At 37.8% G+C, this 21,310-nt stretch carries 14 protein-coding genes and 1 pseudogene; 12 read left to right on the top strand and 3 right to left on the bottom strand.

The genetic code is table 11. The features are described from left to right. Positions 1-122: 122 nt before the first annotated feature. Together GRH90_RS06160 and GRH90_RS06155 are read right to left on the bottom strand one after the other, a co-directional pair. Positions 123-1,016, bottom strand: a pseudogene (locus GRH90_RS06160) (IS3 family transposase); the annotation flags it as partial. 162 nt (positions 1,017-1,178) lie between these two features. Continuing rightward, on the bottom strand, positions 1,179-2,747 hold the full coding sequence (locus tag GRH90_RS06155) for a TerC family protein (protein ID WP_162365042.1): 1,569 nt from the start codon (positions 2,745-2,747) through the stop codon (positions 1,179-1,181). A 1,267-nt stretch (positions 2,748-4,014) separates the two neighbouring features. On the opposite strand from GRH90_RS06155, the gene GRH90_RS06150 reads away from it, so the two are divergent. The 10 genes from GRH90_RS06150 to GRH90_RS06105 all read left to right on the top strand — a co-directional run bounded on the left by GRH90_RS06150 (position 4,015) and on the right by GRH90_RS06105 (position 17,750). Then, entirely contained in the window at positions 4,015-5,157 is a 1,143-nt protein-coding gene (locus tag GRH90_RS06150) for a polysaccharide export protein (RefSeq protein ID WP_162365041.1), read from the top strand. 3 nt (positions 5,158-5,160) lie between these two features. After that, positions 5,161-5,589 (top strand): arsenate reductase/protein-tyrosine-phosphatase family protein, encoded by a 429-nt coding sequence (locus GRH90_RS06145; protein WP_162365040.1) that lies wholly within the window; start codon positions 5,161-5,163, stop codon positions 5,587-5,589. Positions 5,590-5,601: 12 nt separating this feature from the next. Continuing rightward, positions 5,602-7,767 (top strand): tyrosine-protein kinase Wzc, encoded by a 2,166-nt coding sequence (wzc, locus tag GRH90_RS06140; protein ID WP_162365039.1) that lies wholly within the window; start codon positions 5,602-5,604, stop codon positions 7,765-7,767. A gap of 259 nt (positions 7,768-8,026) precedes the next feature. Beyond that, entirely contained in the window at positions 8,027-9,256 is a 1,230-nt protein-coding gene (locus GRH90_RS06135) for a glycosyltransferase (protein WP_162365038.1), read from the top strand. A gap of 161 nt (positions 9,257-9,417) precedes the next feature. After that, positions 9,418-10,335, top strand: coding sequence for a glycosyltransferase family 2 protein (locus GRH90_RS06130; protein ID WP_162365037.1), 918 nt, complete (start codon positions 9,418-9,420; stop codon positions 10,333-10,335). Positions 10,336-10,358: 23 nt separating this feature from the next. Next, entirely contained in the window at positions 10,359-11,465 is a 1,107-nt protein-coding gene (locus GRH90_RS06125; protein WP_162365036.1) for a glycosyltransferase, read from the top strand. Continuing rightward, the gene (locus GRH90_RS06120; RefSeq protein WP_162365035.1) at positions 11,452-12,579 is read left to right on the top strand and encodes a hypothetical protein; all 1,128 of its coding nucleotides are present in this window, start codon (positions 11,452-11,454) and stop codon (positions 12,577-12,579) included. Before GRH90_RS06125 ends, GRH90_RS06120 begins: the two co-directional genes overlap by 14 nt. Continuing rightward, positions 12,557-13,645, top strand: a complete 1,089-nt coding sequence (locus tag GRH90_RS06115; RefSeq protein WP_162365034.1) for a glycosyltransferase — start codon at positions 12,557-12,559, stop codon at positions 13,643-13,645. The genes GRH90_RS06120 and GRH90_RS06115 overlap by 23 nt, the downstream gene beginning before the upstream one ends. Before the next feature lie 77 nt (positions 13,646-13,722). Further along, positions 13,723-15,117, top strand: coding sequence for an undecaprenyl-phosphate glucose phosphotransferase (wcaJ, locus tag GRH90_RS06110; RefSeq protein ID WP_162365033.1), 1,395 nt, complete (start codon positions 13,723-13,725; stop codon positions 15,115-15,117). A gap of 89 nt (positions 15,118-15,206) precedes the next feature. Continuing rightward, positions 15,207-17,750 (top strand): right-handed parallel beta-helix repeat-containing protein, encoded by a 2,544-nt coding sequence (locus GRH90_RS06105; protein ID WP_162365032.1) that lies wholly within the window; start codon positions 15,207-15,209, stop codon positions 17,748-17,750. A 41-nt stretch (positions 17,751-17,791) separates the two neighbouring features. Here GRH90_RS06105 and GRH90_RS06100 read toward each other — a convergent pair whose 3' ends face one another. After that, positions 17,792-18,814: an acyltransferase family protein gene (locus GRH90_RS06100; protein WP_162365031.1), complete on the bottom strand. Its 1,023-nt coding sequence runs from the start codon at positions 18,812-18,814 to the stop codon at positions 17,792-17,794. 310 nt (positions 18,815-19,124) lie between these two features. Here GRH90_RS06100 and GRH90_RS06095 point away from each other — a divergent pair, with 310 nt between their 5' ends. Together GRH90_RS06095 and GRH90_RS06090 are read left to right on the top strand one after the other, a co-directional pair. Continuing rightward, positions 19,125-20,147 (top strand): polysaccharide pyruvyl transferase family protein, encoded by a 1,023-nt coding sequence (locus GRH90_RS06095; protein ID WP_162365030.1) that lies wholly within the window; start codon positions 19,125-19,127, stop codon positions 20,145-20,147. Between the two features lie 178 nt (positions 20,148-20,325). Next, positions 20,326-21,216, top strand: a complete 891-nt coding sequence (locus GRH90_RS06090; RefSeq protein WP_162365029.1) for a glycosyltransferase — start codon at positions 20,326-20,328, stop codon at positions 21,214-21,216. The last annotated feature ends 94 nt before the right edge of the window (positions 21,217-21,310 follow it).

Here is a 21,310-nt window from a genome sequence, read left to right as displayed (position 1 = left end):
AATAACGGCCAGGATCTGGTGCTCGGTAAAACGGGCTTTGCGCATAGTGATCTCCTCGTTGGCATCTTCATTATGCCGGAAGATCTCTAAAAGTAACTGGCTCTGTTATACGGGATACTTACAGGCACACCTGGGCGTGAGAAGTCCATGGTGACCTTATTTTCGTACGCCCCTCTATCCAGCGCTTTTGAGATAAATTCGCTGCCATTGTCGGCCTGGATCCTTATTGGTACACGATTGTGCATCAATCTCAGGTGCTCTATCACCGCCACCACATCCACGCTCTAGAGCGACTGGCCGGCATGGATCACCAGGCATTCCCGACTAAAATTTTCGACCACAGTTAACGCCTTAAACCGGCGCCCGTTAAAAAGATATCAGCAGCGAAATCCATGCTCCAGCATTGATCCGGAGTTGATAACAATGGTCGTTCAAGTCGGTGCGCCGCACTCACTTGGCGACGGGGGCGTTTTCGCCGTAGATTCAGTCCTTCCTGGCAATAAATACGATGAGTTTTTTTATGATTATTGACCCAGCCTTCGCGTCTCAACTGGATATGTATGAGCGGGCAGCCATAACGGATGCGGGTTTCCGCTATTTCCCGGATATGCATCGTTACCGAACGATCATCACGACAAAAATGACAGCCATAAACCGTACGACTTATCATCGCCAGCCGACAAGACCGCCTCACGACCACTCGATATGCGTCTTGCAAAAATACGACTATTTCGCGCTTTGAGCCGGCCTTAAAACTTTTTTCAGTACCTCTTGCAGCATTTCCTTATCGAGACTCAGGTCGGCAACCAGCCGTTTTAGACGTGGATTTTCATCTTCAAGCTGCCGCAGACGACGCAGCTCCGTTACGCCCATCCCGCCGAATTTCTTTTTCCCCAATTATAAAAAGTGGCTTCAGAGATACCCATCTTTCGGCACACTTCACCCACCTGTGTGCCGGTTTCGGCCTGCTTCAGGGCAAAAGCAATTTGCTCTTCGGTACAGCGGATCTTTTTCATGGCTGGATTGCCTCTTTTTAAGGAAAAGAAGGGCAGAAAACCTCAGGTTAGCTTGGTCCTGTTTAATGGGAAGAGATCAATCAAATCCAGCACCCTAACGCTTGGCATAGCCCAAAGTTTGGGTTTTAAGGTGTGTTATCAGTATCTTGACATGTCTTGGTTCTAACTCGTGACAGAAGGTGTAATCCACACTTTTAAAATGCGGTGGCTCTCGACTTCCAGTATCTCGAATAAATAGTTATCAATACGCAGGGTGTCGCCTTCCTTGGGGATTGCCTGCGTATGCTCCATCAGCAATCCCGCCAGGGTATGGTATTCCCGCCGTTCCTCCAATGGAATGTCGATATAACCGACCAAATCCTCCAGCGGCAGGTAACCGTTCACCGTCAGGGTGCCGTCGTCGTGCTGCACGATGTCATGACGCGGGTCGACCACTTCGTTTTCCAGCGGCAGATTGCCGGCAATGGTTTCCATCACGTCGCTCAGGGTAATAATGCCCTCCACCGAGCCGAACTCATCGACAATAAAGGCAAAATGCGTATGCGCCTCGCGAAACTGCTCCAGCGCCAGCAGCAGCGACAGTTGCTCGTGAAACACCAGCGGCTGGCGAATCAGCGATCGCAGGTTCAGCGGCTCGTTGCGCAACTGCTGGGTCAGCAGGTCGATAACATGCACCACGCCCAACGGCTCGTTGGAAGCGCTATCCTCGGTGATCACCAGGCGCGTATGCTGGTTATTTTCCAGCAGCGGGATAATCACCTCAGGAGGATCGCGTAAATCGATATGCTCAATATCATGGCGCGAGGTCATCACGCTGCTGACGGTGCGCTGGGCCATGCCCAACACCCGTTCGATCATACGCCGTTCCTGCTCGTTAAACACCTCCTGCCCCTCGCCGTCGCTATCGGCAATCAGGGCGGAGGTTTGCGCGTCCAGCTGCGCCTCTTCATGTTTACCATTCAGCATGCGCAGTACCGCCTCGGCGGTGCGCTGGCGCAATGGCACAGATGAGGACAGGAACCGCCGGCGGTTAAACTGCGCCAACTGGTTTAACGCTTCTATGGTTACCGAGAAGCCGATGGCGGCGTACAGGTAGCCTTTGGGAATATGATAACCAAAACCGTCCGCCACCAGGCTAAAGCCAATCATCAGCAGAAAGCTTAAACAAAGGATAACGATGGTGGGATGGGCGTTAATAAAGCGGGTCAGCGCCTTGCTTGCCAGCATCATCACGCCGATGGCCACCATCACCGCCGCCATCATCACCGCCAGGTGATCCACCATGCCGACCGCGGTAATCACCGAATCAATCGAGAACACCGCGTCCAGGATAACGATTTGCGCGACGACCGGCCAGAAACGCGCGCCCTTACGCTGCGCCCGCGCCTCTTCATCCTGGCCCTCCAACCGCTCGTTAAGCTCCATGGTGGCTTTAAATATCAAAAACACACCCCCGGCCAGCATAAGCAGGTCGCGGGCGCTAAAGGCGTGTCCTGAAACGACAAACAGCGGCGCGGTTAACGATACCAGCCACGACATCGACGCCAGCAGCGCCAAACGCATCAGCAGGGCAAAGGCTAGCCCCACGATCCTGGCCCGGTCCCGCAGGCCCGGCGGCAACTTCTCGGCCAGGATGGCGATAAACACCAGATTATCGATGCCCAACACCAGTTCCAGCACAATCAACGTAGCCAGACCTGCCCAAATCGTCGGATCGGCGATCCATTCCATAAGAGGTAGTTTACCTATATCAAAGATTATCCTGTTGGGAATGATGGGAGGTAACGCGGTAAAACTCAACCGATGATTGCTCCTGAGGGCACTAAGGGACGACATAAGCCGACACAAAGGGAAAAAGTGATACACGAAGAAAACATTAGCATTGGTAATCAATATGTAACGCCTATCACTGACCTGCGCCCTAAACCCCTGCAAACTGCTTATTATAGAGTTGCTTTATTAATGTTAAAAAATTGCTTAGTGGAAGTGAATCCATCAAGGCTGCTTACTGATAAGAATTTGTTATTTCTCAGATAGATCGCGTAAAAGAAGCGCAGCGGTGATGGTTATTTAACCAGCAGAAGGTTTAATGCGGCAAACCTGAGGGTAGTCTTATTCCTAAAACGCGGGGGAGGGGGCATGGAAACCTTGTAAAGAGATAATTAATAATTAGTATAACAATGATGAGGCATATGTTGTGCCAATTATTTAGTTTTTGGTCAAGAGATAGACAGGGAATGTGCGGTTTTGTGACTGAGCACTCACTAGAGTGGGTTAGGCGCACCAAACCTGGCCCCTGAGAACAACCGGATCCCGACCAGAAGATTGCCAGTGCATTGGTAGCTACAAGCCAAGGGCGGTAGCGTGTCTGGCAGAAACTAAGACATGAGTATACCCCCCAGCCTTAAACCGGCCGGTAATCACAACGTGCTTTGCTATAAAAAAAGTCAAAGCAAAGGCTGTAGCAACGAGTGCGCGTGAAGAGACACCGTGCCCAGGATTGAAACTCGAATGAAAAAAGTAGATTTATTGGCTAATAAATGACCTGATCTATGGCTAAAAAAAGACGTTAGATTATATCGGCCATCAGTACTAAACCTTTAGCAAAAGATTAGACAATTTTTTAGAGCAAAATTTTCGTCACATTAACCCTGAGAAATCCAGCATTTCACCAAGGAAGCGGCTACGCTCTATGCATAACATCGCAGCTTGTGCATCGAGAACCGCCAGTAAATGAATACCAGATCAAATATGATCAGAAACATAAGGTTTATAGTTGAATTTATCTGCTATTTTTGGTCAATTAGCTATAACGCTATAAACGCGATGTGCCTCGGTGAGTTGAGCCATGGCGGAAGACGAGCAGGGCATACCGAGTAAAATGATGAACAGCGCTAAGTTTTGGGGCTTTTTTTGGCATTAACACCCTTGCGTAAGGCGATACCAAAGACATGGATACGCTTTTTACCCGAGCAACAGCGATAGTGATGATAACTCAATGATGAAAACAAAACTTAAGTTGATGCCGCTTTTGGTGTCACTCAGTGTGCTCAGCGGTTGTACTGTGCTAACCGGCACAAATATGACAACTCGTGGGAAAACCGTTATAAAACAAGACGATAGTGATTTTAATATTGCAAGCTATGTCAATGTTTTTCCTATGACACCAGCATTAGTTGACGAGTTGCGTAGCAAGCCTGTTATCGCCCAAAATAATATTCCTCTCGACCGAGAACTACAAAATTACGAGTATCGAATCGGTGTCGGCGATGTGTTAAGTGTCGTCGTATGGGATCATCCTGAATTAACAACACCCGCAGGTACTTATCGTAGCTCGAGTGACTCTGGCAACTGGGTACATTCGGATGGCACAATCTTTTATCCCTATATTGGAAAAATCAAGGTCTTGGGACGCACTGTAAGCGACGTCAGAACCGAGATATCTAATCGTTTGGCGCAATATATTGAAAGCCCACAGGTAGATGTCAGTATCGCAACATTTCGATCGCAAAAAGCCTACGTTACCGGGGAGGTCTCCAAGTCGGGAGAGCAGGCTATAACGAACGTACCTCTGACGATATTGGATGCGATTAATAAAGCTGGTGGTCTGACTACTGATGCTGACTGGAGAAATGTTGTTTTGACCCATAATGGTAAAGAAGAAATTATATCTCTTCAAGCATTAATGCAGAACGGAGATCTTCATCAAAACCGTCTTCTTTATCCAGGAGATATTTTGTATATACCTCGCAATGACGATCTTAAAGTGTTTGTTATGGGTGAAGTAACAAAACAGGCTACATTAAGAATGGATAGAAGTGGAATGACTCTTACAGAAGCATTAGGAAATGCTGAAGGTATTAACCAGACAACTTCGGATGCGACAGGTATATTTGTAATCAGGCCAATCAGGAATGCAGGTCCAAAAGCTAAGATAGCTAATGTATATCAATTAGACCTCTCCGATGCTACCGCATTAATTTTGGGGACAGAATTCAAATTACAACCTTATGATATTGTCTATGTTACAACTGCACCTATAACACGTTGGAACCGCGTCATCGGACAATTGGTTCCAACAATTAGTGGCACTCGAACAATCTCTGACGGTAGCCGTAATGCTGGTGTTTGGAGCAATTGATTGATGTTCGATAAAATCTTAATCGTATGTATCGGCAATATTTGCCGATCACCTACCGGTGAAAGATTACTGCAAAAATATCTGCCGAATAAAATAGTGGATTCTGCGGGCATTAGTGCGCTAACTGGTTACGAGGCGGACGATAATGCGATTAGCGTTGCGGCTCAGAATGATCTTTCGCTACAAAATCATTGTGCTAAGCAACTGACGAAAGAACTTTGCAGAAACTATGATTTAATTCTGGTAATGGAGAAAAAACATATTCAAGCAGTCTGCAAATTAGTGCCTGAAGCTAGAGGTAAGGTCATGCTTTTTGGACATTGGACATCACAGGAAATATCGGACCCATATCACAAAAGCTTGGAAGCCTTTCAGGCTACCTACATTTTGCTTGATAATGCTGCACACAAATGGGCGAGTAAACTAAGTTGAATAGGGATTGGAATGTTGAATAAAAATAATTTATCCGTCTCATCAGAGGATAGCAATGAAGTTGACCTGGGCCGGTTGATTGGCACAGTAATCGATCATAAATGGTTGATAATAGGTATTACATCCCTTTTTGCGACACTTGGAATTCTCTACTGCTTGTTTTCTACGCCAGTTTATCAAGCTAATGCTTTAGTCCAGGTCGAACAGAATGCTGGTAGTCAGATTATGGATAATATCAGCAGCTTATTATCTAATACGAAGCCTGATTCATCCGCAGAGATTGAATTGATCCAATCAAGAATGGTGATTGGTAAAACAGTAAACGACCTCGGCTTGAATGTGACTATCGAACAAAAATACTTTCCAATATTTGGTAAAGGGTGGTCTCGTTTAAGTAATGAGGAACCTGGAAAAATAGCGATCTCAAGATTGAGCATACCAGATGCCCAATATAATGAGCCGTTAAAGCTGATTATTAAGGATAGTCAACATTACACTTTATATAATGACGGTGAAGAGATACTCAATGGTGAAGTCAATAAATTAGCTGTAAATGGTGATTATTCGTTATTAGTAAGTGGAATAGATGCAAAGCCTAATACTACATTCACTATTACGCGGTTGCCTGATTTAAACGTTATCACTAATATCCAAAATAATTTAATAATACAAGATACTGGCAAAAATACCGGAGTCCTCTCACTAGTCTACTCTGGCCCTGACAAAAGTCTTATCAAAACAACGCTCGATACAATCACTCAAAATTATTTACTACAGAATGTAGAACGCAAATCTGAGGAAGCAGAAAAAAGCCTAGAATTTCTTAATGTACAAGTGCCCAAGGTACGAGCTACATTAGAAGAGTCCGAGGACAAGCTAAATAATTATCGCCAACAAAATGATTCTGTAGATTTATCTTTAGAAGCACGTTCTGTTCTTGAAAGCCTTGTTAACCTTGACTCGCAATTAAATCAGTTAACATTTAAAGAAGCTGAAATTTCAAAACTGTATACAAAAGAGCATCCAGCATATAGAACTTTATTGGAAAACAGAAAAACGCTCGAGGATGAGAAGAAAAAGCTTTCTGATCGCGTTAGCGCGCTGCCAAAAACACAGCAAGAGATTTTACGACTGACACGTGATGTCCAGTCGGGGCAGGAAGTATATATGCAGCTTATAAATAAGCAGCAAGAACTAAGTATCACCCGAGCCAGCACGGTCGGCAATGTCCGTATTATTGATAAAGCTGTTACTACAGCCGGTGCGGTAAAACCTCAAGTGCTGATCATTGTTGCGGGCTCAATAGTGCTTGGGCTGGTTTTCTCCGTCTTGATAATTTTATTTAAAACTATTCTATATCGTGGTGTAGAAAGCCCCGCTGAATTAGAAGAGGCCGGTATTAATGTTTATGCAAGTGTCCCGCTTTCTGAATGGCAGCAAAAATTAGACCGCGAAAATAGTTTGAATAGAAATGTTAAAAAGAAGCATGCTGAAAAACTGCTCGCTTATAGTAATCCAACTGACCTTGCGATCGAAGCAGTTAGGAGTCTACGTACAAGTCTACATTTTGCTATGCTTGAGGCTAAGAACAATATCTTAATGATTTCTGGCGCAAGCCCATCAATAGGTAAAACTTTTATTGGAACAAATCTTGCCGTTTTAATAGCCCAGACGAATAAAAGAGTATTGTTTATAGATGCGGACCTTAGAAAAGGATATGTGCATGAATTATTAGGCCTTGATAATGAACTTGGTTTATCAGAGGTATTATCCAACCAATGTAGCCCGGAACAATGTATCCAAAATGCTGGTGTTGAAGGCTTTGATGTTATAACTCGCGGACAAGTTCCTCCAAATCCGTCTGAGCTGCTCATGAGTGCTCAATTTGAGAAGTTTCTTGCTGATGTATCATCAAAATATGATTTTGTTTTAATAGATACTCCTCCAATTTTAGCTGTCACAGATGCAGCAATAATTGGCCGTCTAGTAGGCACCACATTATTGGTGGTTCGATATGGAGTCAATACTCTAAAAGAAATTCAAATAAGCATTAATCGCTTTGATCAAAATGGCACTGAGGTAAAAGGAGTTATTCTAAACTCTGTTTACAAAAAAGCAAGCAATGCATATAGTAGCTATGGCTATTACGAATATGAGTACAAATCAACCAAAAAATAGTCGTTTTTTGTTTCAGGAATATGCATTGTTCTTCGAATTATTTTTGACAAGTAGCTATATATGTCAAATATATTATGTAGTTACTATAATTTTAGTAATTTTTTTAAAATTCAAAGCTCCAAATGAGTATCTGTTGTTCCTAAACCCTATGTAGGTTAGATTGAAAAAATTGCATTATTTATATTGGTATCTATTTTGTAGTTTCACAGATGTGACAATAATCATGCCTGTGGTTACTTTATGCTAGTGGAGAAACAAATTGAAAGTAACATTCTTTCTTGCGCACTTTCCTTTGCCATCGCAAACATTTGTGCTTAATCAAATAACTGCGCTCATCGATATAGGGCATGATGTAGAAATTTTATCGATCTGGCCAGGGAATTTTAAAAATAAACACGAAAAATTTATTAAATATAATTTAAAAGAAAAAACCCATTATCTAAATCCTCAAGAAACAAGAAGTAAGAACAGCAAAACAATAAATCGCATAAAAAATATAGGTAAGAGTTTTTATCGAAGCGATGTGCGTAAAGCAATGAATGTCAGAAAGTATGGTATGCATGCAAAAAACCTACTTTTACCATCTGTGATTGCTCTCAATCCAAGACCCTTTATTTCGGATGTATTTATTGCCCATTTTGGCACTGAAGGAGTATTTGCCCTTAAATTGAGGCAGTTGGGTGTCATTAGTGGGCCCATTTGTACGATATTCCATGGCTCCGATATCTCTCACAAAGATACAGTAAAAAAATATTTAAATGATTATCAAAAATTATTCGCAGAAACTGAATTAATATTACCTATTAGTAAACTTTGGAAATCGCGATTGGAAGAAATGGGATGTCCAGCTGAAAAGATTAGCGTATCGCATATGGGTGTAAACATAGATGACTTTGCCTTTGAGCCTCGTTTAATAAATAAAGATTCCATTAATATAATCAGTGTCGCACGTTTGAATGAAAAGAAAGGATTGGTCGTTGCCATAAAAGCCTGCGCGCTTTTGAAAAAGTTTAATATAAAATTTAGGTATATAATCATTGGCGATGGGCCTCTCAAAGGACAGCTTACAAGTTTGATTAGTAAGTTACAACTTGAGAACGAAGTTGAGCTTTCAGGATTCAAAACACAAGATTCGGTTAAGGTCCTTTTAGCAAAAGCTGATATTTTTCTTTTGCCCTCAGTTACCGGAACGGATGGGGATATGGAGGGGATACCTGTAGCATTGATGGAAGCAATGGCCTGTGGTTTGCCGGTAGTGTCGACATTTCATAGTGGCATACCAGAATTAGTTGAAAATAGTGTTAGTGGCTGGTTGGCTCCGGAATTTGATGATGTAAAATTAGCTGAAATAATTGAATCTATTATCCAGGGCACAACGGATGTGCATAGTGTTTTGCTTAATGCCCGCAAAAAAATCGAAGATGAATTTAATGAAATGACATTAAATAAGAATTTATCAGAAAAATTAAAATTAAAGTTTACGTCATAATTTTTTTGAAAATTCGGTTAAAATATATTGTTTAATTTTTTCTCTAAAAGCATGGAATATGTTATGGATTCTTTGCTCTCTAAAATGCAGTTATGCAGAAAAAAAATTTATTGCCATTAACAACCGGTTTCAGTTTATGACGTATATTGAAGAGGGCACTAATGCGAGCAATACGAAATAGTTTTTCGGTGGTGATACCAATTTATAATAGCGCAAGTTATATTGACCAGACACTTAAAAGCATAAAAAATTCAAGTGCCGATTTTAATGTAGAAGTCATTCTTGTCGATGATAAATCTGACGATATTAACATTATCAAAAATATTTTAAAAAAATATTCTTTTGCAAAAGTTATTGAAAAAAAAGAAAAAACCAATGCGGCGCATTCACGAAATATAGGATTTGAAAATTCAAATTTTGAAAAAGTTTTTTTTCTAGATTCAGATGATTGTTTTACTGTTGAATATATAATTAATAGAAATAAATTAATGGATACACTTGAATATGGTGTATATTTTGGCGGGTATACAACGGTTATAAATAGTAAAAAAATGATTACCTATAGGCCAGAATATTCTAATGGAGATATGAGAGATTATTTGTTTTTAAATAATGGGGATTTTAGAACGTCTACTGTATCCATTGACAAAAAATTTCATAAAGGAACACTATTCGATCCTTTGATGAAAAAACATCAGGATTGGGGACTTGGGATTCGATGCTATGATGCGGGTGAAATATTGTATTATGATAATTCCACCTACATGATAATTCATGAAGGACGCTCGAATCAAATGAGTGCCAGTATGAATATTGAAGCGAGTAAGTATTTTATAAACAATTATTTGACAAATAACAAACACTTGTTAAGTTTTGTTGAGGTTCATATTATTCGAGCAATTTGTAATAAAGATAAAAAAGCATTAAGATTTTTTTTTGGAATCTTAGATGGAATGACATTAAGGGGTTCAAAAGTTATAAAATTTCGCATGCTCAAATTCGGTTCAAAGAAATACCTCATCGGCTTGACATCTCCAATGCTTGTTAGCTTAAGATATGTTAAAAAATTATTAAAATGAATTTGAAACCTGAGGTTTGTAAAATGTGCATTTTAGGTAAAAAAATTATTTACGTTATTAACTCTCTACATCCTGGCGGAGCCGAGATGGGATTGGAGACTCTAATTAGCAATGGTCTTTTTGCTGATACTCAATTGCACATTGTATGCCTCACCAAAAGCAGTTCAAATTTAGAACAGCGAATTGAAAAGATTTCTAATATTGAAATTATTTATTTAAGTCACTCAGAAGTTAAAAATAAAAAAATATTCAACTACGCACTTTCTCTTTATAAAATTATAAAAAATATAAGGCCAGATATTGTTATCGCTTCATTATCACAATCGGTAATAGTTACTCGAATGGTAAAGCTTTTATACCCCTCATTTAATCACATTACTTTCGAACATAATACTCATTTTTCGAGTAGACCAGCATGGTATTTGTTAAAAGCAACTGATTTTCTGACTAATATTTTCTGGTGCGATTCTATCGCTACGCGACGGTCATTGTTAGCCCGAAGAAAAAAGGCAAAAAATATTGTCCTTAATTTGTTTTTTGTTCAGTCAGATGTGCCGATTAAACAAATTTATTCTATTGATCAACAAATAAAATTGATGGCTGTTGGGCGCCTAATGACGCAAAAAAATTATCCGCAGTTGATCGATGTTGTCAATAATCTTTGTAGGCAGAATGTTGATATTGAACTTACAATATACGGGGATGGGGAATTACTTTCGCATCTTAAGCAGATAGTTGCAGATCTTCGTCTTGATGGAAAAATTATCTTCCGTGGGTTTGTCGACAATTGGATATCCGATGCCGCAGAATACGATGCCTATATTTTGATGAGTGATTTTGAAGGCTTAAGCATCGCTACACTAGAAGCAATGAGCATAGGATTACCATGTATAGTGAAGCCCGTCGGTGAACTTTCCAATTACGTTAGTAATGGAATCACTGGTATGACAGTTGAAACTGTTTATGACGCAGTAAACTCGATTATTGAGCTCAAACACGATGATATCCTCAGAATTAAGTTAGGACAAAACGGAAGAAAGTATGTTGCCGATAACTACTCCCAAGAAAAATTTTTAAAACAAATAAGTAAGGCAAAAACAAGCCTGGAAAAACTATATGAAGCCAACTAAGATAAAAATTACTATTAGTAGAGGGCAGTATTTTGTGCTTGATGCCTATCTGTCGTTGTTTGTCTGGATATTTGTATTGTTAGTTTTCCCACTTTTTGCAACGATTAAGCAAAAGGTTTTTCCAAATTATTACTTTCTTGATGCCAATACAATCAATAATTTTATTATGCATAAAAGTACTTTAACGAAAGGAGATTCTTATGCAAGTACTGCAGCCTTTTATAGTGCATTAAATGTCTCAAAAGACTCTATAGTTTTTCCTGTTATCTCTGCCTTAATTATATGTGGTTTCTTTTTCTGGATACTAAAAAAATCAAAAGCTACAAGAATGAGTCTATTAGAGCTTGGTATGTTCTTATACTGTATGCTGTTATCAATTGTCTATATGACATTATTAAGCAAAGACTTTATCGTATTACTTATTATTATCCCTTTTATTTCACTGGCAAGTCATAAAGCCATAGGGCTAGTTATATGGAGTGTTGTAGCCCTATTTTATGCTTATTTTTTTAGAGGTTACTGGCTTCTTATCTTAGCCTTGTTTTGGACGTTATATGTAATGTTCAGTTGGATAAAAAAGCCGAAGCAATTATTTCTAATTGTTTTAGCGTTGTTATTTGTACTTGCTGTTTTATTTAAAATTGGAATGGGAGTTGATCTCGATAACTATAGAACAATGGTTAATGATATACGGAGCGAAGCGGTTGATATTAGTGCGAAATCAATGATAACAAGCTATATACCAGGTGGTGGCGTTATAATTGGGTGGCTGAATGTTTATTTGGTTTGGCTATTTATGATGGTACCTATTCCACTGATATTATCGCTATCTCCATTTTATCTTATTATATCTTTTTTCATATCAATGTTATTCTGGAAGTTTTGGTCGGCAACTAAGTCAGAACTGATAACAAAAAAAAATACGACGCTGAAGGCGACAATTTGTCTCATCATATCTTTTACGGCCATACAAAGCATATTTGAACCTGATTATGGAAGCTACGTTAGACATCTATCGCCACTATACCCACTGTTCTTTTATGTATTATTTGTTTCCAGAGGGAAAACTGAAGTAATAAAGGAAAAAGAGAATGAAAGTCTTGCACGCGGCTGAAACTATAAAGGGTGGTGTTGCCACCGTATTAAAACAATTAATGATGTCTCAGATAGACTCAAAAAAATTCACTTCTGTCATAAGTCTAATTCCTAATTCACAAGTAGAAGATCTTCCAGGGATTGATAAACAGCACATCGAATTATTCAAAAGAACAGGAAGAAATATATCGTCATTTTGTAGATTATTTATTTTGTTTTCTAAGAACGTAATCCAAAATAAACCTGATATTGTCCACCTTCATAGCACTTTTGCTGGTGTGGTATGCAGAGTAGCTTTAATTATTCTATGGCCCGTACGCAGGCCAAAAGTAATTTATTGCCCACATGCTTTTTCTTTCTTGATGGAGGGAACATCATTAAAGAAAAAAATTTACGTGTTAGTTGAGAAGTTTTTCCTTATCATTACTGATAAAGTGATATGTGTCAGCCAGTATGAAAAAGATGAAGCTTATAAGTTAGGTGTAAAATCTAAGAAACTTGTTGTAATATACAATGGTGTCCCAATTAGAGAATCCGTTAGGCACAAACAAGTAAATGATACTTTCAATTTTTTGTTTGTTGGCCGATTAGATCATCAAAAAGGATATGATCTTTTGATTGAGGCTATGGCAAACATTAAAAACCCAAATATTAAGTTAACAATAATAGGAGAAAGTGTTCATTCTGAAATCAAAAAAGTAAATTTGGAAGGGATCACGTATACAGGATGGTTGAAATCGTCTGAATTAGAGAAATACTTCGTAGAAGCTGATGCACTAGTCATTCCTAGTCGATGGGAGGGGTTTGCGATGGTGCCATTGGAGGCCATGAGTTATCACTTACCAATTATTGCTAGTAACTCGACCTCTTTACCAGAAGTAGTTATCGATGGAGTTACCGGGTATTTATTCAAAAATGGTAATGCGGATGATTTAAGAGAAAAAATGTTAAAAATGGAGGGAAGCGATCTTGATTCAATGAGTTTGGCAGGAAATACGTTTTTTAAAGAACATTTCACTTCTGAAAAAATGGTCTCAAATACTCTCTCGATTTATACCATTATCCTAGAATCAAAAATGAACTAGCCATTTTCTTCTTAATCATAGTACTGGCCTAAAGATGATCTATATTTATAATTAGCTTAATGTACTCGGTGTATACTATGAATAAAAAATTCAATCATCGTATTGCGACAAATGCTTCACTTATATCAATAGTACAGCGATTTTCTGATATATTTATCATGTTTTTTAGTTTATATGGTATATGTAAACTAAATTCAATAATTATAACTCCTATGCATCATTTGATGGCATTAAGCGCACTGGTTATTTTTCAAATGATCGGAGGTATTACAGATTTTTACCGTTCATGGCGTGGCGTAAAACTACGTACTGAAATTACTATGGTGCTGCAAAACTGGACTCTAAGTCTTTTTCTTACAGCTGGAGCTATGTCAATAGTTCATTTGTACGAATTAAATTTTATAACTTTCTCTGAATGGTACTTATTAGTAAGTATAAATATTGTTCTTTCCCGAATGCTTATACGGTATTTTATTGGCCTCGTACGGCATCGGGGATATAATACTCGAAATGTTGCAATTGTTGGTAATTCAACAGTTGGCATAGAATTGGCTACAAGTTTACTTGATGCTCCGTGGCTTGGTCTCAATATTGCTGGAGTTTATGGCGATCATCCTTCTGAAAAAGACAATAGACTAAAATATATTGATAATATATGGCAAGTAATTAGCGATGCTAAAGAAGGCCGTATAGATAGAATATATATTGCGATGCCTATGACTGAAGAAGCTAATATAAAACATTTAGTAAATGAGTTATATGATACTACATGTTCTATTATGTTGATTCCAGATATTTTTACTTTCAGCATATTACGTTCAAGGTCTGAAGATATTAATGGATTGCCGGTATTGTCAATCGCAGATACTCCTCTCAGCGGAATGAATATGGTCTTGAAACGTATAGAGGATGTTATTCTTTCTATACTAATATTGGCATTTATTATGCCGATGTTATTGTTAATTGCTGTAGCTGTAAAAGTGACATCACCTGGCCCTGTCATATTCAGGCAAAAAAGATATGGAATCGATGGGAAGCCAATCCTTGTTTGGAAATTCCGATCTATGAATGTCATGGATGATGGCGATAAAATCATACAAGCAAAGAAGGGTGATGAGCGATTAACCCGTTTTGGTGGATTTTTAAGAAGGACCTCGCTAGACGAGCTCCCCCAGTTTTTTAATGTTCTTATTGGTGATATGTCGATTGTAGGTCCTAGACCACATGCTGTTGCGCATAATGAACAATATCGTAGTTTAATCACAGGTTATATGCTCCGTCATAAAGTAAAACCAGGAATTACAGGGTGGGCGCAGATCAATGGATGGCGAGGCGAAACAGATACAATTGAGAAAATGCAGAAGCGAATAGATTATGATTTGGAGTACATACGTGAATGGAGTGTTTGGTTAGATTTAAAAATAGTCTTTTTTACAGTATTTAAAGGATTTATCAGTAAAGAAGCATATTAGTCTTTTCAGCTTGACCACAAAAAATATTTACACGAGTCGATACTCATATTTCCCTGGACGATACTTAGACATCGTATGATCGAGGTAGTATGAATAATATATCAAAGTCACATTTACCAAATGGTAGTAAAAGGATTAAACGTAGGATTTTCCTAAAAAAATTATTTTGTTCCTTGCCGTTTTTTTCCCTACTCGTAAGTAGTAAAAATGTTGCATCGGAAAATAGATCTAATGAAATGTCTTTATTGCCAAATAATATTCCGAAAAATAATTTAGACACTACTGCTACTTTTAAGCATATTTTAAGTAACCTTTTCGCTTTTGATGGAGCAAAGTTTATTGGTCAATGTCCAGATGTTGATGCGCTAAAAAAAATAATACCTCAATCCCCTGGACAACGTATTTTGTTATCTTCATGGCATCAGATTTCACCAATCGAACCTAAATCTGGAGGTGGAACGCTTTTCGCCGTGGAGAGTGATAAACTGGTGGAGGATGGTGGGGTTGTATTTCGTGTTAACGCTCAGTGGTGTTGGATACGGGAAGTTGAGACAATTATAAATGCGCAGTGGTTCGGTGTAGTGGGGGATGGGATTGCCCGTGTAGACAATATATCTGCTGCAATCGATTATGTTGCAAAGAATGGAGGCGTTCTTTCTTTCCCAGCAGGTGAGATAAATTTTGGGGTTTTAAGAAAAAAAATAGTTTGGTTCGACGGCATTAAAAACTTTTCAATAATGGGACAGGGAAAAAGTACAATAATTACATTCGATAATATAGACCCACCGGAACGTAAAAGTAATAAAAATTGGACATCAGAAGAGAATCTGTTATCTTTTATTGGAATGGATTCGGATAGATTTATCAATAACATTATAATTGAAAACCTAACAATAGACTACTCAAAACAAAGAAATAAAGGTGGGACCGACCTTGCGAATCTAAATGAATGCCATCCCACTCCACACTCGATTGGTACTACAGCCTTATTTTTCAATTATTGCTTAAACCCGATAATCCGCAATGTTCAAATGCATAATATTTATGGCAATGGAGTGTGTTGTCGCCGTTGTTTTTACCCGGTGGCAGAAAATCTTTCTTTCTACAATGTTTCAGCCAACCAGATTTTAGCAAGAGATAATAGAATGGACAGAGATAATAGTGGAGGGGCTGTTTTTTTCTGGTCATGTTTCTCAGGTAAAATTAATAACTGTCTTGCTTGGAATACGCGAAAATATAATGTGGACTATTTGTCCCCTGATAATAAGCAGCAGCTAAAAAATACGCTCTGTGGGTATATAGCTTTCTGGAGTGAATCAAGTATTGTTTCAAAGAAAAAGAATAAGGCTGGACCACCGCTAACAGATTGGATATCAGACGATAAAGAGCACTTAGACACAGCGTCGAGGGGCGTAGAAATTAGTAATTGTATTGTCAATGGTTATACTATCGGGATAAAAAGTGAGACGCATGCTGATGTCTCTATTGTTGATAATATTGTTTTGAACTGCTATCTACCCATAACGTGTAGCGGTGTAAGAGGAGTCGTACAGCGTAATTACACTAACATGCTTGATTGTGAGAATATAAAATGTCCACAGGGTGGGCTAGAACAACATCGTTCACATCTGGGGGGGATGACTTTTGCGAAAGATGAAAGCTATAATTTAAGTTTGGAGATATCGCATAATTATGTCCGTACTGAAAATTACCCGCCGATTACTACTAATCGTATCAATTTGAAATTTTTATATAATTACATAGATATGTACGGTAGTGCCTCTTTTTTTGTTTCTTCAGGAAAAGGCCGGTTATTTGGTTTGGAAATGCGTGGGAATACTTTTTTTGTTGCAAAGGATGCAGCACCTAAGGATTCTGTTTTACTACATAATGTGTTTGGCACATTTGAAAATAATTCATTTATTATAAATTCAAAGAAAACACCAATAATAAAGATCGTACGTAATATTAATTCACAAAGAATATTTTTTACTCGAAATGTAATAATTGGACAAATAGGTATTATTTCTGATGCCAAAATAACTCTTTCAGAAAATTATTTTTCGAATAGAGGTTTAACTCAGTGCATTATAGAACTCAACGGTGGAGAAAGTCTCGTTGCTAATAATACTTTTGAGATTCCTCGTGATTTTTCGACTTCTTTTCTTCAAGTTTCTAATAATTCGTATGTAATAAAAAATAATGAAATTATCATCACTAAAGCTACAAAGGCTCCAGCCAGTGCCAAAGAATTTATTAATCTAATATCCGGATCTTCAAATATTCAAATTAGTGGTAATCATATTGTGGGAAATATAGATAATGTTGCGTTTTTGTCGTTGAAAGCTACGAGCATCATTAAAATTTCCAATAACTCTTCTGATGGTGAGGCTTTTGTTGCTAGTTCTATTGATGGAGTCAAAGCACCTCTTGTGATTTATGGAAATACATTTTCTAGAGGTATTACTGAAAATGAATTAGTTTTTGAACCCAATCGTATTGATAACGTTCATAATAGATATCTAGCATCTCTAGGTGACAAAATAAATTACATCATTACTAAACCAGGTGGTCGCGAAGGGATAGTTATGACCAAGGAAGGATGGAGGGAATTTGGTAGCATAGCTAGTTGAGAGATATGAGCAACATTAGTCTCGCTGCCCATATCGTTTTCTCAAGCTGCTTTTTCACGCTGTTTGGCGGTGTGGATTTTAAGTTTATTATTGATGGGAGTCTCTATGTATTTGTAGCACAGCCAACCTGCAGCTAATGATGCGATAAGAGGTATGGCGCAAAATATCAATGGATAAGAGGTTAATCCTAATTTTGCAGCAATCAATGCACAGGGGCTTAACACAAAAGCATGTATCAGATAAAGTGAATATGACGAATTCCCCAATTCTTCAATCAATTTAAGGAATTTATTCTTTTGCCTTTTCAATATATATTCAAATCTCACAGTCCCAATGAATATCATTAGCATCGGGATCCCTGCAAAAAAAGTTCTACTAAGTGGTGTTTTGATTGTTCCAAAATTATTTTGATAAAACAGTAGCAATATACCACCGGTTAACAATACAGTAGCAATACTTTTCGGCAAGTTATATTTTTGTAATATAATAAATGCCCCCATACCCATTATGAATTCGAATAACATTTTACTGGTTAGGAACGTATAATAGCTTGAATCAAACTTCATCATTACGCCAAGTGTACATAACATGATTATAATGCTTGATGTTATCAATATTTTTCTCTTTTCAGATAAAAATATCGCGACGCCAAATATAAAATAAAAAATGAACTCATAACTTAAAGTCCATCCGTTATTAACTAAATAACGATCGCCATTAGGTAATAAAGTGAAGGAAGCCCAGATGCTGGTTACACCGCCAGAACTATTGACTAAACTGGGTTTGATAAGAAAAACTACTAGTGCCAAGAGTGACATTAACCAATACAGTGGCATGATGCGAGTGATACGGGCACCTATGAATCTACTAAAAGTTATCGATTTCTTATCTGTAGTATTGCACATTATAAATGCAGATATGATGAAAAATAGGTCCACCCCAAAATAACCAATATGAAATCCATCTAAAAGTGTAACATTATATTGCGCACCTTTGATTCCAATATGATGCAGCACCACCAATAAAGCGGCGATGCCTCGAAGATATTGCACAGAATAGATCATGGTTTTATCTCAATTGAATAACATCAATCAGATGATAACATGAGTCTTGATCTATAAACATGATTATACTGTAAAAATTTCTTTTTAAGAATTGTTCTATATAGGAAGTGATTTATTTGGTGTTAAGAAAAGTGGCTTTTGTATTTTACAACTATTTTGTGATAATGTTTGGTTTCAAAGATCTTATGTCTTTGCTTCCTTTACCTTTTTATCAATATTCTTCTTAGTCAATCGTAGGTTAGTGATTTGAATTAGTTATACTTTTTTGTTGATACTATTATCGGGTTTATTTAACTTTGGAGTGTATAGATTGAAACTTTATTATTATAAGTCAGCATTAGGTAATTTTGGAGATGATTTGAATGCATGGATTTGGGATAGGTTATTGCCCAATTTTTTTGATAATGACGATAACACCCGTTTTTCAGGCATTGGAACAATAATTAACACAGAAATGCCTGACGCAAACAAATGGATTGTTTTCGGTAGCGGTATTGGATATGGTCATCCTCCGAAAGGATTTGGTGGAAATAAATGGGACATTGTTAGTGTACGAGGACCATTGAGCGCGCAAATTTTAGGATTAGGTAAAGAAAAATATATTACTGATGGTGCGGCTTTGCTAAATACCTTGTCTGAATTTACTCCCTGTGCTGAAAATGAGCGCTCTGGAACCATTTTTATTCCTCATCACAATGCGTTAGATAAGGGCCCTTGGGAGCGGGGGTGTCAGCGCGCAAATGTCGAATTTGTAAATCCGCGTGGTGAAGCTACAGAAATAATCCAAAAAATAAGGCGCTCAAGATTAGTTCTAGCTGATGCGATGCATGCAGCTATTATAGCTGATGCGATGCGAGTTCCTTGGGTTCCAATGGTGACTTCATCACAAATAAATACATTCAAGTGGTTGGATTGGACGCAAACAATTTCATGCCCTTATATGCCGATAGTAGTGGGAAGCAATTTTTTACAGAATGTATTGCATAATAGGAAAGTTAATCTTTATGGTGAAAAGAACTTTCATCCCGGTGAAGATGTTGATGAAGCGTTAAAAACTTTTAAGAAACAGCAAAATCTTACTGATTCAGTCGAGGGCCATAAATATATCAATAAAGTTAAATCTCTTTACTATCGCCTGCCAAATAAACTATTTTGTCTTTATGAAAGTCAAGTCAGTAAAAATCGTGGCGAGCGTGCTATTGAATATGTAACTTCGCGGTTATTAGAGGCAACAAGAAATGGCGGTTTTTTGAGTGAACAAAACGTTTTTGATGAAAATTTGGACCGTTTACTTAATGGCATAAATGCAGTAAAAAACCGATATTCGAAATAATATAATTCCAATTTTCTTATTTAGAACTGTTTTATTCAATAATCATAGCATCTTTTTGTAAAAAGATGATTTAGTGTCTAAAAGATTTTTTTTCAATGTATTTAATTTGTAATTAAATTATTTTTGCTAAATTATATATAATCATTTTGATGCTAGACTAATTATTTATAGGTGAACAGTGAAAATATTTGCAATTTGCATGGTTAAAGACGAAGTTGACATTTTACAGCGTTCTTTAGAATCCGCTCTAAAATGGGCCGATAAAATTGTATTAATAGATCATAATAGTACAGATGGAACTTGGGAATTAATCAACGAAAAATTTAGATATTGGGATAAAATTGAAGTATTTGGCCAAGTTACCGATGACTTCCAAGATGGACTAAGGTCACGTGCTTATAACAAATACAAAAATCTCATAGAAGAAGGTGACTGGTTATGTAGACTGGATTCGGATGAGTTTTATATTGACAGCCCACGCGATTTTTTAGCAAAAGTTGACAAATATTATGATGTTGTTCATTGTGCAAGTTTTCAATACTATTTCACTGAAAGTGATGTTGTTGCCTATAATAACAATCCAGATTTATATAAAAATGGTGCTTGTGTCGATACTTTAAAATATTTTGCATGTAATAGCTCTGAAGCTCGTTTCGTGAGGAATAGAAATACCAAATGGAATGACTTTATGTTGTGGCCACAGGCTCGATTTCCTCATTTAATATGGAAAAATCATATTAGACTTAAACATTTTCAATATCGATATCCTGAACAAATTCAACACAGATTAGATTTGCGGTCAGCTAAAGTGGCTGGAAATCAATTTAGTCATGAGATTAGAGATGATTGGAACCAACGCATAGATAGTAGGCAACGCATAAATCGCGCACAAAGCCGTAATCGAACGAATCAGCATTGGGACGAACGCATTGTAAATTCCTCAAAGCTACTTTTTGATGATGGGATGAATGGATACATAGTTAATACAGATCTTCTAGACCCTATACGTGGTACATTTCAACAAGTTGCCCGTAATTGCATTAAAGTTATTTTGAGGAGACAGCTTTAATGCAATATGCTATTATTGTGTTCAACTATTTTTCAAAAATTTAACATGCAAAATACTAGTTATTAATGTTTTTATTGGATTTTTTTTGAAAATC

The organism is Acerihabitans arboris (assembly GCF_010131535.1).
In the GTDB taxonomy this organism is placed as follows: Bacteria; Pseudomonadota; Gammaproteobacteria; order Enterobacterales; family Enterobacteriaceae; genus Acerihabitans; species Acerihabitans arboris.
Note: the sequence above shows the minus strand (reverse complement) of the source record. Positions and strands in the feature narration are given on the sequence as shown.

Coding starts and splice junctions, on each gene's coding strand:
- wzc (WP_162365039.1), top strand. CDS start 5,602: ATGTTGAATAAAAATAATTTATCCGTCTCATCAGAGGATAGCAATGAA.
- wcaJ (WP_162365033.1), top strand. CDS start 13,723: ATGAATAAAAAATTCAATCATCGTATTGCGACAAATGCTTCACTTATA.
- GRH90_RS06120 (WP_162365035.1), top strand. CDS start 11,452: ATGAAGCCAACTAAGATAAAAATTACTATTAGTAGAGGGCAGTATTTT.
- GRH90_RS06100 (WP_162365031.1), bottom strand. CDS start 18,814: ATGATCTATTCTGTGCAATATCTTCGAGGCATCGCCGCTTTATTGGTG.
- GRH90_RS06115 (WP_162365034.1), top strand. CDS start 12,557: ATGAAAGTCTTGCACGCGGCTGAAACTATAAAGGGTGGTGTTGCCACC.
- GRH90_RS06105 (WP_162365032.1), top strand. CDS start 15,207: ATGAATAATATATCAAAGTCACATTTACCAAATGGTAGTAAAAGGATT.
- GRH90_RS06125 (WP_162365036.1), top strand. CDS start 10,359: ATGTGCATTTTAGGTAAAAAAATTATTTACGTTATTAACTCTCTACAT.
- GRH90_RS06150 (WP_162365041.1), top strand. CDS start 4,015: ATGATGAAAACAAAACTTAAGTTGATGCCGCTTTTGGTGTCACTCAGT.
- GRH90_RS06145 (WP_162365040.1), top strand. CDS start 5,161: ATGTTCGATAAAATCTTAATCGTATGTATCGGCAATATTTGCCGATCA.
- GRH90_RS06155 (WP_162365042.1), bottom strand. CDS start 2,747: ATGGAATGGATCGCCGATCCGACGATTTGGGCAGGTCTGGCTACGTTG.
- GRH90_RS06130 (WP_162365037.1), top strand. CDS start 9,418: ATGCGAGCAATACGAAATAGTTTTTCGGTGGTGATACCAATTTATAAT.